Origin of the sequence: Fulvivirga sp. (assembly GCF_040218215.1) — a bacterium.
GTDB lineage: Bacteria > Bacteroidota > Bacteroidia > Cytophagales > Cyclobacteriaceae > Fulvivirga.
The window spans coordinates 196821-211683 of sequence record NZ_JAVJQL010000013.1; the positions used below are offsets into that span (position 1 = coordinate 196821).

At 39.8% G+C, this 14863-nt stretch carries 14 protein-coding genes; 4 read left to right on the plus strand and 10 right to left on the minus strand.

The window, feature by feature from the left end; translation table 11 throughout:
- From RIB54_RS07995 to ettA, 7 genes are all read right to left on the minus strand, one after another.
- Complete coding sequence (locus RIB54_RS07995) at positions 1–462, minus strand: hypothetical protein (RefSeq protein WP_350100370.1); 462 nt, start codon at positions 460–462, stop codon at positions 1–3.
- A gap of 954 nt (positions 463–1416) precedes the next feature.
- The gene (locus RIB54_RS08000; RefSeq protein ID WP_350100372.1) at positions 1417–1710 is read right to left on the minus strand and encodes a GIY-YIG nuclease family protein; all 294 of its coding nucleotides are present in this window, start codon (positions 1708–1710) and stop codon (positions 1417–1419) included.
- A gap of 413 nt (positions 1711–2123) precedes the next feature.
- Positions 2124–3020: an alpha/beta fold hydrolase gene (locus RIB54_RS08005; RefSeq protein WP_350100374.1), complete on the minus strand. Its 897-nt coding sequence runs from the start codon at positions 3018–3020 to the stop codon at positions 2124–2126.
- Positions 3021–3035: 15 nt separating this feature from the next.
- Positions 3036–3380: an MmcQ/YjbR family DNA-binding protein gene (locus RIB54_RS08010; protein WP_350100376.1), complete on the minus strand. Its 345-nt coding sequence runs from the start codon at positions 3378–3380 to the stop codon at positions 3036–3038.
- Between the two features lie 100 nt (positions 3381–3480).
- On the minus strand, positions 3481–4605 hold the full coding sequence (locus tag RIB54_RS08015) for a hypothetical protein (protein WP_350100378.1): 1125 nt from the start codon (positions 4603–4605) through the stop codon (positions 3481–3483).
- Between the two features lie 27 nt (positions 4606–4632).
- The gene (gene asnB / locus RIB54_RS08020; RefSeq protein WP_350100380.1) at positions 4633–6531 is read right to left on the minus strand and encodes an asparagine synthase (glutamine-hydrolyzing); all 1899 of its coding nucleotides are present in this window, start codon (positions 6529–6531) and stop codon (positions 4633–4635) included.
- A 9-nt stretch (positions 6532–6540) separates the two neighbouring features.
- Entirely contained in the window at positions 6541–8220 is a 1680-nt protein-coding gene (ettA, locus tag RIB54_RS08025) for an energy-dependent translational throttle protein EttA (protein ID WP_350071357.1), read from the minus strand.
- A 247-nt stretch (positions 8221–8467) separates the two neighbouring features.
- On the opposite strand from ettA, the gene RIB54_RS08030 reads away from it, so the two are divergent.
- On the plus strand, positions 8468–8689 hold the full coding sequence (locus RIB54_RS08030; protein ID WP_155188561.1) for a DUF2795 domain-containing protein: 222 nt from the start codon (positions 8468–8470) through the stop codon (positions 8687–8689).
- A 40-nt stretch (positions 8690–8729) separates the two neighbouring features.
- Here RIB54_RS08030 and RIB54_RS08035 read toward each other — a convergent pair whose 3' ends face one another.
- Together RIB54_RS08035 and queA are read right to left on the minus strand one after the other, a co-directional pair.
- Positions 8730–9398, minus strand: coding sequence for a 2-C-methyl-D-erythritol 4-phosphate cytidylyltransferase (locus RIB54_RS08035; RefSeq protein WP_350100382.1), 669 nt, complete (start codon positions 9396–9398; stop codon positions 8730–8732).
- A 78-nt stretch (positions 9399–9476) separates the two neighbouring features.
- On the minus strand, positions 9477–10523 hold the full coding sequence (gene queA / locus RIB54_RS08040; protein WP_350100384.1) for a tRNA preQ1(34) S-adenosylmethionine ribosyltransferase-isomerase QueA: 1047 nt from the start codon (positions 10521–10523) through the stop codon (positions 9477–9479).
- Positions 10524–10642: 119 nt separating this feature from the next.
- Between queA and RIB54_RS08045 the strand changes: the two genes are divergently transcribed.
- Together RIB54_RS08045 and RIB54_RS08050 are read left to right on the plus strand one after the other, a co-directional pair.
- Positions 10643–11905, plus strand: a complete 1263-nt coding sequence (locus RIB54_RS08045; RefSeq protein ID WP_350100386.1) for an ABC transporter permease — start codon at positions 10643–10645, stop codon at positions 11903–11905.
- A gap of 117 nt (positions 11906–12022) precedes the next feature.
- Positions 12023–12508 carry a hypothetical protein gene (locus tag RIB54_RS08050; RefSeq protein ID WP_350100387.1) on the plus strand — a complete coding sequence of 162 codons (486 nt, stop codon included), beginning with the start codon at positions 12023–12025 and terminating at the stop codon, positions 12506–12508.
- 55 nt (positions 12509–12563) lie between these two features.
- Here the strand turns inward: RIB54_RS08050 and recA are convergent, their stop codons facing one another.
- Positions 12564–13592, minus strand: a complete 1029-nt coding sequence (recA, locus tag RIB54_RS08055) for a recombinase RecA (protein ID WP_350100389.1) — start codon at positions 13590–13592, stop codon at positions 12564–12566.
- A gap of 142 nt (positions 13593–13734) precedes the next feature.
- Between recA and RIB54_RS08060 the strand changes: the two genes are divergently transcribed.
- Positions 13735–14862 (plus strand): lipid A deacylase, encoded by a 1128-nt coding sequence (locus RIB54_RS08060; RefSeq protein WP_350100391.1) that lies wholly within the window; start codon positions 13735–13737, stop codon positions 14860–14862.
- Position 14863: the final 1 nt, after the last annotated feature.

Genomic DNA, 14863 nt, shown 5'->3' on the forward strand with positions numbered 1-14863 from the left:
TTAATTCAACATACTTAATGCTACTTGAATAGACTCTTGTGTATTTTTATTTGCCTTTTCATAACCTACAATTTTTGTAAAGTCTGCCTTGGTTTCAAGGTATTTTCCTTTACCTTTCATTCCAAGGTCTTTAGCAATTGTACTTTTAACTTTTCTTTTGATATATTTCACACCACATAGAGCTGCCTGCAAGAAAAATATTCCTTCTTTTTCCATCCTTTCACCATAAGATCTTCCTTTCATCGCCATAGGTTCAACGCCCTTTATTCCTATACCATAAACATTATGCTTTTTAATTATTCCTTCAATTTCTTGAGAGAGCCATTTTTGAGTTTCAGCCTCAGTGTAGCCTTTTGGAAATGTTATTGTTCCTGATTCCACTAATGATGCGGATTCCTGTTTCCCGTTCATAATGCAGTAGGAAAAGTCCTTCGAACTGCATCTAATTCCAAGTATGCTCATGTTTTTTTAATTTATGCCAACAACTTATAGCAAGCATTAATGCTTGCTACCCGAAGATATATCTGGATAACAGTCACTCATGTTTGCTATTTTTTTTATAAGATAGACAAATACCTCATGCTGTTGGCGCTTGACAAAACTTAGTCAAAATACATTTGCTCATCCAAATACACTGTGGGCAATATTCTAACTTTTGTATTAGGTCATTTCACCTAACAAAATGAGTGAAAACACCTAATCGGCTATCTGGAAGATTTTGGCCTAAATTTTTAAAAAAGGCAATGTTTGTCCAGGGTCTATAAGGAGGCTTCTGGATTTAAAGGGTGCCGTTTCTTAAGAGGAGACCTCTCTCTGCCAACTGGCGGATTCGAGGTGACACAAACTAAAAAGTATCGTCACTTCGAAGGAGGCAGGACTGAGAAGTCTCCTTGTACTAAGGGGAGACCTCTCGCCAAAAAGGCATCGAGGTGACGTTGGGCGAATTAAGCTTCTCTTCACCAACTGGCGGATTCGAGGAGGCGAAAACTACAAAGTATCGTCACTTCGACATGCAGCGCAGCGCAATGAGAAGTCCCCTAATCGTAAAAAAGAGACCTGGTTCTTCGTTGTTGTCAATAAGGAGACCTCTCTCCGCCAACTGGCGGATTCTAGGTGACGGTAATCTAAAAAGGATCGTCACTTCGCAGGAGGCACGACTGAGAAGTCTCCTTGTACTAAGGGGAGACCTCTCGCCAAAAAGACATCGAGGTGACGTTGGACTAAGAAGATTTCTCCCCAAAAAAAAGGCATCGAGGTGACGTTGGGCGAATTAAGCTTCTCTTCACCAACTGGCGGATTTGAGGTGACGATAAGCTAAAAAGTATCGTCACTTCGAAGGAGGCACGACTGAGAAGTCTCCTTGTACTAATAGGGAGACCTCTCGCTAAAAAGGCATCGAGGTGACGTTAAAGAAAATTATTCCAATGTATCAAACAGATCGACCCCTTGTGGGTTGAATGCATTAATAAGTGCGAGCTTCTTTTCTCTTCTATAAACTTTTATTTGTTTCTCTCGCATAATAGCCTCTTCAATTGAGTGAAATGATTCCCAATATACGAGCTTGTTGATGTTGTATTTTGATGTGAAACTCTTAGGGTATGCCTTCATTTTGTGTTCCTGAACCCGAGCTATAAGGTTAGAGGTAACACCTGTATAGAATACCGTATGATGTTGGTTGGTCATGATATACACTGCACCGCCTCTTTCCATTCTTGAATTTAAATATTTATCGTCACTTCGACATATAGCACAGCGGAAGGAGAAGTCTCCTAATCGTAAAAAAGAGACTTAACGCTTCGTTGTTATCAATAAGGAGACCTCTCACCCTAAAGGGATTCGAGGTGACGAAAACCCAAAAGTATCGTCACTTCGATACGGAACGCAGTGAAGTGAGAAGTCTCCTAAATGCAAAGGCGAGATATTGTTGTTAATAAGGAGACCTCTCTCCGCCAACTGGCGGATTCGAGGTGACGTTGGACTAAGAAGATTTCTCCCCCAAAAAGGGATTCGAGGTGATGGTAATCTAAAAAGTATCGTCACTTCGAAGGAGGCACGACTGAGAAGTCTCCTAATAGTTAAGGAGATCTCTCACCCTAAAGGAGATGACGATAACTAGGTGGTCACTATTCTGTTTTATTTAAAAACTTCTCTATTATAGGAACAATAAGTTCATGCTCTTTAAGATCGGGTTTTAACGTGGTGACCTCGCCAATATACTCGCCATGACCTCCGGGTATAATGGCCAGTTCAGAGTTCTTAATGATTTGGTGCAGCTCAAGAGCGTGCTCCAGAGTGATTACATCTTTATCACCTATAATTATGAGCGTTGGCACCCCTATGGACTTGAGTTGTTCATCAGGTATATCTTTGAAATTCACCATTCTTTTGGCATCCCTGTCATGCATTATTTGCAGGCCTTTGGGGTCTGGCGCTACTTTTAAATAAGCTTCCTGCAGTTGTATAGGCATATTTTCAAGACGAGCATTTTCCATAAAGCCCCAAAACCATTCGGGAACCCCACTGCGCTTGGCAAGGGCCGATCCCAAAACCATTTTATTTACTATTTCGGGATGTCGAATGGCAATTTGTAAAGTTGTAGTGCCACCATTGCTGAATCCGAAAATGTCGGCTTTGTTGATTTTAAGTGTATTGAGAAGTGCGGCAATATCATCGGCATCTTGCTCAAAGGTTAGGTCTGCATCCCTATCTGATGTGCGGCCATGCGCTTGCATTTCAACGGCTATCACTGGCCGGTTTTTCGCGAATAAAGGAATGACTTTTTCAAAAGTTGACTGAATGGTGGAACCGCCACCATGTATCAGCAATAACGGAATACCTTTATCGGCATGGTCAGCAGGTTTGTAAGTCTCATAATACATCTTAAGGCCGTTGACATCGGCATAGTGGTGTTCAAAGATCAAACTGTCGGTATTGTTCATGGCTAGGGTAGGTTTTTCGGTTTGGCTGCATGCCATAAGCATTGAGCTTACTAAAGATATAATGAAAAGGGTTTGTTTCATTTTATTTATACTCGGCTATTCTTCATTTCTGACCATATCAGCAAGCTTCTTTGGAGCCACTTCGCAGTAGGCAGTTGCAAGTGCATCTTTCAATACTTCTTCACTCACTTTGCTCAGCTCAACAATTGTCCAGCCTTGCTTGCCCCATTTATTATCCACAGCATAGATCACATTTTTGTCTATCAGTGAAAAAAGGTTCTGATCCGCCTCAGAGAGTTTGATGGTTAATCGGTTATTGCTAGTGTCGTGCGTAGCAAAAATCTTCTTTTTCACCCTAAAGGAATTTTTCTCAAAGTGAGGTTCTTCTGTGGCTTCGGGGAAGGAGAGGGCGAGGGTTCGTATGTTATCAATTTTAATCATAATTTAACTTCCATCAATGATGGGAGATAAAGAGCTCTCAAATGCAGGCTTGTATATCTTCTAAAGTACCAGAAGGGTTTTCTATAATATTATAACTAATTCATAATCCGAATCTCACAGAATATTTATCGAACAATTTTAAAGCCCAAAACTCTGAATTGATTTGCGAACTATTTTCTTCGAAAAAATATATATTTTCAAGGTTGAGAAATATCTCTTTCATCACTTCTTCATGTGAGCTAATTTCAGGTCTTAATATTTTTGAAATTCTTTTTATTTCCCAGTTGTTTTCAGTTTTTATTCCACAAACTATTTCTACACACTGAGGATACCTGTACTCTTGAATTTTAAAATCACCATCTTTTATATAGAATGTCAAAAATTGATTCTTACTAGCATTAAATATTCCTGTATAATAACTACTATTTCCTAACAAAGAAGTATCGGAGGGTATGAGAGAGCTTAATTCCTGATTTTTTTTACCTTTATCAAAAAGATTCATTAGGATTCTGCGTCTTTCATTTTTTTGATTCCTCTCTTTAGAATTTCCATTCTCTTTTACTATTCTAGTAATATTTGAGATACTATAAACATCATTAAATAGAATTTCTAATGTTTTATTATTACCAGTTAAGATATTAGAGTTGTAACTTCCAACACTGTGATTAGGTATTTCAATAATTTCATCTATTGAACTGTCATAAAGCTGGAATTTTACATTTATCAATAAATTCTCCTTACTTCTATTTACTTCAATATTTGAAATTAAAATTATAAAGTTCGAACTATTTGTTTTTGAGAATACTGCCAGTGAATCCTTCAAAAAAGGTTTTTGTTCTGATTGGTAGATTGATAAACAGTTGGGTAAATAATGGCTTAAATAATTTTGTAATATCTGAGCATAGCGTAATCCAATATAGCTGCTAAAGTTAAGGTTGCAACTGGTATTGATTTGATTTTTAAAAAATTCGTAATTGTTTAAAGAAACACTCGCCTTATTGTTTAATTGTGTTAACGAGTCTTTTTTATCTATGAAATAGTCACGTTGAGCGTCAATTCCATATTTTGTAAAGAAATCTAACTGCTTCTCAATTCCCTTTTTGAAGTTAATATTTGAATCTACTAGAATTACAATTTTAGGGTCGATTAAATTCTGACCGGATAAATTTAATGCTAGAAGAAGTATAAGTTTAGTAATAAAGACTTTCTTCTTAATTCTAATCATTGCTACAAGATAAATAATTGAATAAAACTACTTCCCATACTTCTTCCACCAATGCTGGAACACAATCAGTCCCCAGATACGGGCATGCACATCGCCAGGGTTAGAAGAGAATAGTTTCTTTTTCAGCTTCCTGATTTCTTTAACATCAAAAATGCCTTGATCTTCAATGAATGCATCGGCCAGCAAATCATTCTTGATAGTATGCTGCATTTCATTCCTAAACCATTTCAATAAAGGTACTTCAAAGCCTTTCTTAGGTCGGTTATATAGCGCTTCAGGAAGGATGTCTTTAAACGTATCCTGAACAATGCGCTTTCTAATCTCGCTATTGATCTTAGAGTCTGTGGGCAGCTGAAAGGCAAACTCTACCACCTCATGGTCTAAAAATGGCACCCGCACTTCCAGCGCATTGGCCATGCTCATGCGGTCTACTTTGGTAAGCATGTCATCTGGCAATACCAGCTTGGCATCCGTCAGCAGCAGGTCGTTAATCGCTTCCTTATCGGGAATGTCTTTCAATATCCCGGACTTAAATTTGGAATACTGCTCCCTGTCCAGGTTCTCCCGACTCGCCTGGCTCAGCAGGCTAGTGGCTGCCTGTTCGGAAGCATAGCCTGCCCAGCTCCAATAGCGCTCCTTGCTGCTCATGCTCATGCCTTTGCTAAAGCGGTGCAGCTGCCTGAATTTATTGGTCAGGCTGTTATTTCTTGACTTGGGCAGCAGATACCATAATGGCTGCAAGGCTTTAACCGCACTGGCAGCGCCACCACCATTGATGATCTTCAAAAAGGCAGCATGCTTATTATAACCAGCAAACAGCTCATCAGCACCATCTCCGCTCAATGCCACAGTAGCATGCTTCCGGGTCTCCTGAGACAGTATATAAACCGCAATGGCAGAAGAGTCAGCAAAAGGCTCATCGATATAATCGAGGATGTCACCAACATGCTTATACAGGTCTGAATTGGTCAAAGAGAAAACAGTATGTTCACTACCTATCTTTTTGGCAACTGCTTGTGCATATTCTGTTTCGTCAAAGAACTTCTCATCTTTAAAACCGATGGAGAAAGTATGAAGATCGTCTTTGTGTTTTTTGGCCAAAGTGGCGATTACTGAAGAATCAACACCACCACTCAAAAATGAGCCTAAAGGCACATCAGCAACCAATCGCTTTTTCACCGAAGCTTCCATTAGCTCAGCAAGCTTTTGTTTTTGCTGCTCGTAATCAAGCTTTGTATAGTTGGCCTTGTCATGAGGTATCTCATAGTAGGGCTCATTCAGAAACTCCTGCGGTGTCAGGTGCAGGTAATGCCCCGGTAATAGCTTCTTTACCGATTTAAAGATGGTAGCAGGAGCGGGGATGTAATTGAGCTGCAGATAAGTATAAAGCGCGGTGTAGTCTATTTCTTTATTGATACCATATTGGATGATAGACTTCATTTCCGATGCAAAGAGCAGTCGGTCATCATCAATCATAAAATACAGCGGCTTAATACCCAGTCTGTCGCGCGCTATAAAAAGGCTTTTGTCTTCGTAATCATAGATAGCAAAAGCAAAGAAGCCGTTGAGTTTTTGTAAACAAGCTTTGCCTTCCCTGATGTATAAATTAAGAAGAACTTCCGTATCTGTTTCTGACTGAAATTTAACTCCTTGATCCAGAAGCTGTTTTCTTAAGGCTTTATAGTTATAAATCTCGCCATTGAAGATGATGCAATACCTTCTGCCCAGATCCCACATGGGCTGGTGTCCTTCCGGACTCGGGTCTATAATGCTAAGTCTTCGGTGCCCGAGGGCAACGGTATTGTCATTATAAATGTCCTGAAAGTCAGGGCCACGGTTAGCTAAAGCAGCGGTCGCGTTAGCAACGTTAACCATGCTAACCCGACCGACCATATTAAATGCATATACCCCCGTTATGCCACACATAGGCTACGGCTAAGCTAATTTTTTGTACTTGATTCTTTTAGGAGCTGCATCACCCATTCTCTGCTTGCGGTTCTCCTCATATTCGGTGAAGTTACCATCATACCAAACCACCTGAGAGTCTCCCTCAAAGGCCAGGATATGGGTACAAACCCTATCCAGGAACCACCTGTCGTGACTGATGATTACGGCACAACCACCAAAATTCTCAAGACCTTCTTCCAGTGCCCTTAAGGTATTTACATCTAGGTCATTGGTAGGTTCATCTAACAATAGCAGGTTGGCACCTTGTTTCAAGGCCATGGCCAAATGCAGTCTGCCACGCATACCACCAGATAGCTCACTCACTTTTTTCTGCTGCTCAGAACCGTTGAAGTTAAATTTGCTCACATAAGCTCGGCTATTCATCTGCTTGCCACCCATCTCTATGATCTCGTTACCACCAGAAATGGCTTCCCAAACACTATGATTTGGATTCAGGTTATCATGCTCCTGATCTACATAAGCAATCTCCACAGTAGAACCCACCTCGAAAGTACCGGCATCAGGTTTCAGTTGCCCGGTGATCATTTTGAACAATGTGGTTTTACCAGCACCATTCGGCCCTATAATACCTACAATTCCTGCTTTTGGCAGATTGAATTCCAGATTTTCATATAATAATTTATCACCAAAGGCCTTGGCAACACCATGAGCTTCAATCACCTTATCACCAAGTCTTGGCCCAGCCGGGATGTAAAGCTCCAGCTTCTCTTCCCGCTCTTTCGACTCTTCAGAAAGGAGTTTGTCATAGGCACTTAAACGGGCTTTAGCCTTAGCGTGTCTTCCTTTAGGTGACATTCTTGCCCATTCCAGCTCGCGCTGCAATGTCTTTTGTCTTTTAGATTCTGTCTTCTCCTCTTTAGCCAATCGGTTTTGTTTCTGATCCAACCATGAAGAGTAATTTCCTTTCCAGGGAATGCCTTCACCTCGGTCAAGCTCAAGGATCCAACCTGCTACATTATCAAGGAAATATCTATCGTGGGTTACGGCTATAACCGTACCTGCGTATTGTCTTAAATGTTGCTCTAACCAATGCACCGATTCAGCATCCAAGTGGTTGGTAGGCTCATCTAATAAAAGCACATCTGGCTCCTGAAGTAATAATCGGCATAGGGCCACCCTTCTTTTTTCACCACCTGACAGGTGCTCAATTTTAGCGTCTCCCGGAGGCGTTCTCAGCGCATCCATGGCCCTTTCAAGCTTACTGTCCAGCTCCCAGGCATTCAGTTGATCTAGTTTTTCCTGAACGGCACCTTGCTTTTCAATCAGTTTCTCCATTTTATCAGGGTTCTCCAAAATATCAGGATCAGCGAATTTTTCATTGATTTCTTCAAATTCCTTCAGCAGCGCTACGGTTTCAGCAGCACCTTCCTCTACCACTTCTTTGACTGTTTTATTTTTGTCCAATTGTGGTTCTTGCTCAAGAAGCCCGATAGAGTAACTGCCATCGAAAACCACCTCGCCCTGATAGTTATTGTCGATTCCTGCTATTATTCTCAATAGAGAAGATTTACCGGAACCGTTGAGTCCTAAAACGCCAATTTTGGCACCATAGAAAAAGGACAGGTAAATGTTTTTTAATACTTGCTTACTTGGGGGGTAGGTCTTATTTACCCCTGCCATTGAAAAGATTATTTTCTCGTCACTCATAATTCAGTCGATATACTTGTAATTGTCAAACAAATTTATTCTTTTGATAGAGATTGCTTCAATGTAGTTGAAATATTATTCGTTTAAAAAATCGATTTTTTTTAAAACTTTTAAAAATATCATCACGTTGCAGACAATAAGTAATAAAATGAGAAGTTGAAATAAATAGATAAAAAGTTTGATTTGTGCTTTAAAATTTTACTTTTGCACAAAATTTTTAAAGGCAAAATCATAGGAGGATTATACTATGTACTGGACACTAGAATTAGCATCATATCTTGAAGATGCACCATGGCCCGCAAGTAAAGACGAATTGATAGATTTTTCTATTCGTACCGGAGCACCTCTTGAGGTTGTAGAAAACCTTCAGGAACTGGAAGATGATGGGCAGCCTTTCGAAAACATCGAAGAGATTTGGCCGGATTATCCGACAAAGGAAGACTTCTTCTTCAATGAAGACGAGTACTAAAAGAAACTTAAGGCCATCGCGATATTTCGGGATGGCTTTTTTATTCCTTTATTAGCGCTTCTGCAATAATCAAATCTTCAGGTGTGGTTATTTTAATATTGGCATAACTGCCTTCGAATAACGAAATCTTGTGCCCAGCCCGTTCCGCCACACTGGCATCATCAGTTAAACTTGCTTCTTCTTTAATATCATAAGCGGCCTTTATCATCGCAAGATCAAAGGTCTGTGGGGTTTGTATAAGCCTGTAATCTGAGCGGTCAACGGCTTTGGTTGTATCCTGATTTGTAATTCTTATAGACTCTTTTAATCGCACTGCGGCCACAGCACTCTTGTGTACAGCTGCAAGGTGGTAGGAGGCGCCAATGATATCTTTACCAACCAAAGGCCTTACCCCATCGTGAATAGCTACCAGGCCTTCTGTATCGTTAATTTTAGCAAGACCATTTCTAACCGATTGAAATCTGGAATCACCACCAGTAGCTATTGTCACCGGCACTTGATAGTTGAATTTTACGCACAGCGCTTTCCAGATTTCCAGCTCGTCTGGTGGTAGTACCAGGATGATCTGCACCTCTGATGAATAGGCAACAAATGCATTGATGGTATGCATTAAGATGGGCAAACCAGCTACTTCAATAAATTGTTTTGAAGTGACATTGTTCATTCTTGTGCCTTTACCACCGGCTACTATTATTGCGTATTCTTTCATTGCACTAAAATTTGGCTAAAAATAAAGCCATCGCATTTAAATACGATGGCTTCAAGTCTTTTTATTCTTAGATTATGCTTATACGATCAACATCGCATCACCATAGGTCAGGAATCTGTATTTCTCTTTCTTGGCAACTTCGTAAGCTTCTCTTACCAAATCATAACCACCAAAAGCGCAGGCCATCATTAATAATGTTGATTCTGGCATGTGGAAGTTAGTGATCATAGCGTTACAGATTTTGAATTCGTAAGGAGGGAAGATAAACTTGTCTGTCCATCCTGCTTTAGGCTTCAATCTGTCGCTTGCTGATACTGCTGATTCCAGTGAACGCATTGTTGTTGTGCCAATAGCGCATACTTTCTTCTTGTGGTCAATAGCATTATTTACAATGTCAACAGTCTTTTGAGTAACCTCAAAATTCTCTGAATCCATTTTATGCTTTGTCAAATCCTCTACATCCACAGGTCTGAAAGTACCTAAGCCGATGTGAAGGGTGATGCTGGCCATATCAACACCAAGAATTTCCAATCTTTTTAACAATTGTGGTGTAAAGTGAAGACCTGCAGTAGGCGCTGCAACAGCACCCTTTGTTTTAGCATAGATCGTTTGGAAACGCTCTTTGTCTTCAGGCTCAGCCTCTCTTTTAATGTATTTTGGAAGTGGGGTTTCACCTAAACTTTCTATTGTGTTGTAAAACTCTTCATCCGTTCCGTCAAATAAGAATCGGATGGTTCTTCCTCTTGAAGTAGTGTTATCAATAACCTCAGCTACAAGATCACCTTCTCCAAAATATAATTTGTTTCCTACCCTGATTTTTCTGGCCGGGTCAACCAAAACATCCCAAAGGTGCATTTCCTGATTAAGTTCCCTTAAAAGGAAAACTTCAATCTTAGCACCGGTTTTTTCTTTGTTGCCATAAAGGCGCGCTGGAAATACCATGGTATCGTTATTGACCATTACATCGCCATCTTCAAAATAGTTAACTACATCTTTAAAGACTTTGTGCTCAATTTGTCCCGTTTTTTTGTGTAAAACCATTAAACGAGATTCATCTCTGTTTTCTGCCGGATATAAGGCTACAAGACCAGTCGGTAAGTCGAACTTGAATTCTGATAATTTCATATTTAATATTACGGTATTAAATAATTTTAAAAGAGTTTTTAAAATTAGGACGCAAAGATAAAGATATCCTTGACTTAAAGGATAATATTGTAAAATACTTTTATAGCATCAGATAGCACGTGTTAGTATTCAGACTCATATTAGAAAGTTTCAGGTTTGCATGGAATGCGCTTAAGATGAATATCTTGAGAACAGTGCTTTCATTGCTTGGCGTGACCGTAGGCATTTTTGCTATTATAGCTGTTTTTACTATTGTTGATTCATTGGAAAAGAACGTAAAACAGAGCTTTGACTTTCTTGGATCCGGTGTAATCTATGTAGACAAATGGCCTTTTACGGCAGACTCAAATGGAGAATACCGCTGGTGGGACTTTTGGAGAAGGCCAAATCCTAGTTTTAATGAATTTAAAATTTTAGAAGACAATCTAAAAAACAAGACCGCCATTTCAATATTTGCCAATGCAGGCAATGTAGTGCTTAAGAGGGGCAATAATAGCTTCTACGAGACAGAGTTTGTAGGGGGAAGTTATGGTTACAAAGATATTGTTGAGTTGGACATAGAAGCGGGCAGGTATTTCTCTCCAAGTGAAGTGTCTGGGGCAAGAAGTGTGACCATCATTGGAGCTGATATTGCTGAGGCACTATTTCCTAACGGTCAAACCCCTGTTGGCAAAGAGATAAAGATTAGAAACAAGAAATTTTTTGTGATCGGAGTGCTGAAGAAGGAAGGAGAAAGTTTTCTTGGTTTTGAAAGTAAGGACACCTATTGCATCGTTCCGTATGATGCTTTCAGAACCATGTACACCACAGGTACGGGCAATTATAATGAAAGAGGGTCTACCATAGCTATTAAGGGCCGCGAAGAAGACATAGGTTTAATTGAGCTTGAGGGTGAGGTAACGGGTTTGATGCGCACAAGAAGAGGGCTGAAACCTAAAGAGGATGATAATTTTGCCCTCAACAGACCAGAAGCCATAGCCAATGTGTTATCAGGTGTTTTTGATGTGTTTGGTATTGCAGGCTGGATCATCGGAGGGTTCTCCATTCTCGTTGGAGGTTTCGGAATTGCCAATATCATGTTCGTTTCTGTTAAAGAAAGGACATCTATAATAGGAGTGCAGAAGTCATTAGGGGCGCAGAACTATTTTATTCTTTTCCAGTTCTTATTTGAGTCCGTATTCTTGAGTGTGATTGGAGGTTTGGGAGGATTGTTCCTTGTAATGCTCATTACGTTTATTCCTATGGGCTCTTTGGAAGTTACCCTTACCCTTAAAAATATTGTGCTTGGATTGGGAGTTTCTGCCATCATAGGAACAGTTTCAGGAATTGTGCCAGCAGCACTTGCGGCTAGATTAGATCCGGTGATTGCTATACGAAGCTGATTTTCCCCACTTTAATTTTATAGGTTTTCTTACATGCCTTATTTATGGCAAGATGTTAATCATTATGTAGTTTCTAGTTTTAATAGATTTGAATTCTATTAATTTAAAAATTGAATAATGAGAAAATTACACTATTTATTGGTTGTCTGTTTTATAGGACTTATGAGCTGTGGCTCAGATGACGATGGAGGAACTCCAAATAAAATATTGATCAATGGAGAGGCTTTTGAGACCAATTTCAATACAATCACCGGGGTAGCCATTGACGGGGAAGGTCATGCGGGAGTTTCATTTGGCAATGTCACTTCTACTGGTGACAGCAAGACATTAACTATTGATGTTGAATATGATGGCACCTCCAAGCTTGGCGGCACTTATAGCTTTCCACAAGGAGATGATTTATACCTGGACGATTTCTTAACTAACTATTCGGTATTTGTTGGCTCGTCTTATGATGGCACAAACCTTAGTGAAGGCACGGTAACAATCACAAAGAATAGTGGAGATAATTATACTGTTGAGATGGACTTGCTAATGGATGATGGCACTACATTTACCGGAACTATCACAGCAGATTTTATAGTGACATTCAATAATGGATGATCAAAAATAACTTATGAACAAAAAAGCCCTTTCAATTATTAAAAGGGCTTTCTTACTATTCCTTAGCAGCGATCGGCTTGTCTAGCACATCGCCAGTTATCTTTTCTTTGATTTTCTTCTCTAGCTCTTCCATTAATTCTGGGTTATCTTCAATAAGCCCTTTTACAGTATCTCTACCCTGACCAAGCTTATTTCCTGCATAAGAGAACCATGATCCAGCTTTATTAATGATGTCAAGCTCAACAGCAAGGTCAATGATCTCACCTGCTTTCGATATTCCTTTACCAAACATGATGTCAAATTCTACCACTTTAAACGGAGGTGCTACTTTGTTCTTAACAACCTTAACCCTGGTTCTATTGCCTATCATATCTCCAGCACCTTCTTTAATCTGGCCTATTCTTCTAATATCCAAACGGACAGAAGCGTAGAACTTAAGTGCATTACCACCTGTAGTTGTTTCAGGGTTGCCAAACATCACCCCGATCTTCTCACGAAGCTGGTTGATGAATATACAAGAGCAACCAGTTTTATTAATTGTACCTGTTAATTTTCTTAATGCCTGTGACATCAAACGCGCTTGCAAGCCCATTTTACTGTCACCCATCTCACCTTCTAATTCACCTTTAGGTACCAATGCAGCAACGGAGTCAATAACGATAATATCAATGGCGCCAGAGCGAATAAGATGCTCAGCTATCTCTAATGCCTGCTCACCACTGTCTGGCTGAGAGATCAATAAATTTTCAGTGTCAATGCCCAATTTCTCTGCGTAGCTCTTATCAAAGGCATGCTCGGCATCAATAAACGCTGCTAATCCACCTGCTTTTTGAGCTTCTGCAATACAGTGCATAGAAAGTGTTGTCTTACCTGAAGATTCAGGCCCATAGATTTCTATAACCCTTCCTCTTGGTATTCCGCCAATGCCCAAGGCTATGTCAAGACCCAATGAACCAGTGGAAATAGCAGGAACATCAAGTACCTTTTCATCGCTCAACTTCATGACGGCACCCTTACCGTATGTTTTTTCCAGTTTATCGATGGTTAATTGAAGTGCTTTTAATTTCTGTTCTTTCTCGCTCATTGTTCTCTTGAATTAGTGTGAATTATGAGCGGTGAAGTTAATAAGATATGGCCATAATAATGGCAGCAGCTAGTAAAAAATCTTATCTCAATTGGCAAGAAGAAGTGCCTGGCTCTTTATATATTGCGACAAATTAAAAACAATGCGTTTCAGACTCCTATTTTTTCTACTTATTGGCACTGGCAGTCTTCAGGCTCAGCTAAATAACACCATGTTTGAGCAACGTAATGAAGTGGTTAAAAGTGACTCTAATACACTTGGCCTCACACTGCGTACTTTAGCTTTCAATAAAAACAATGAATATTTCAGCAAGATAGCAGATGGTTATACACTATTTGGCTATCAAATAAATCCATCACTTTACTACCAGCCCACCAGCAATACAAGGTTTGATATTGGCGTTTATGTCCAAAAGGACTTTGGTAATGATGACTATTCGGAAATACAGCCAACTTTCACCTTCTCCCATACTTTTGGTGACTCCAAATTGGTAATTGGAACTTTAGAAGGAAGTCTTTCACATAGGCTTATAGAACCTTTATATGACTTTGAAAGGGTTATGGTCAATCGGTTAGAAAATGGTTTGCAGTTTACAGTTAACAACAACTGGATATTTCTGGATACCTGGATAGACTGGCAGAATATGCTGTATGTTGGAGAAGACGATCAGGAGGAGGTGACAGGGGGGCTTTCGATGAATTACATATTGATGGATAAGGACTTTAAAATATCAATACCTCTACAAATGGTTGTAACACATGTAGGGGGGCAAATTGATAGTAGCCCGAGGCCACTGCAGACTTATGTTAATAGTGCCGTGGGTCTGATGCTGGACTTTCATAACGGACGGGAAGGATTTGTTACAGGAGCCAGAGTTGATGGCTACTACACAGGCTACAAAGATTTCTCTACAGATCAGTTGAGACCTTTTGAGGATGGGAGTGGGGTAATGTTAAATGCTACGATTTTCACAAAAATGCATTTGGATATAATGGCCAGTTACTGGAAGGGAAATGAATTCCTGACCATCCAGGGAGGGAAACTTTATCCATCAGAGTCAAGCACCTTCAAAAACCCTTTTCATATTGAAGAGCAAAGGGAGTTGTTGATTTTAAGGTTTATGCACAACCTGAAGCTGGCAGATGGCCTGGTATTGTCAGGTAGATTTGAGCCATATTTTGATCTTTTGAATAATCGCTTCGAGTTCTCACATGCATTATACTTAAATTATAGTACTGACTTTAAACTCCTCAAAAATGCCCGTAAATAGT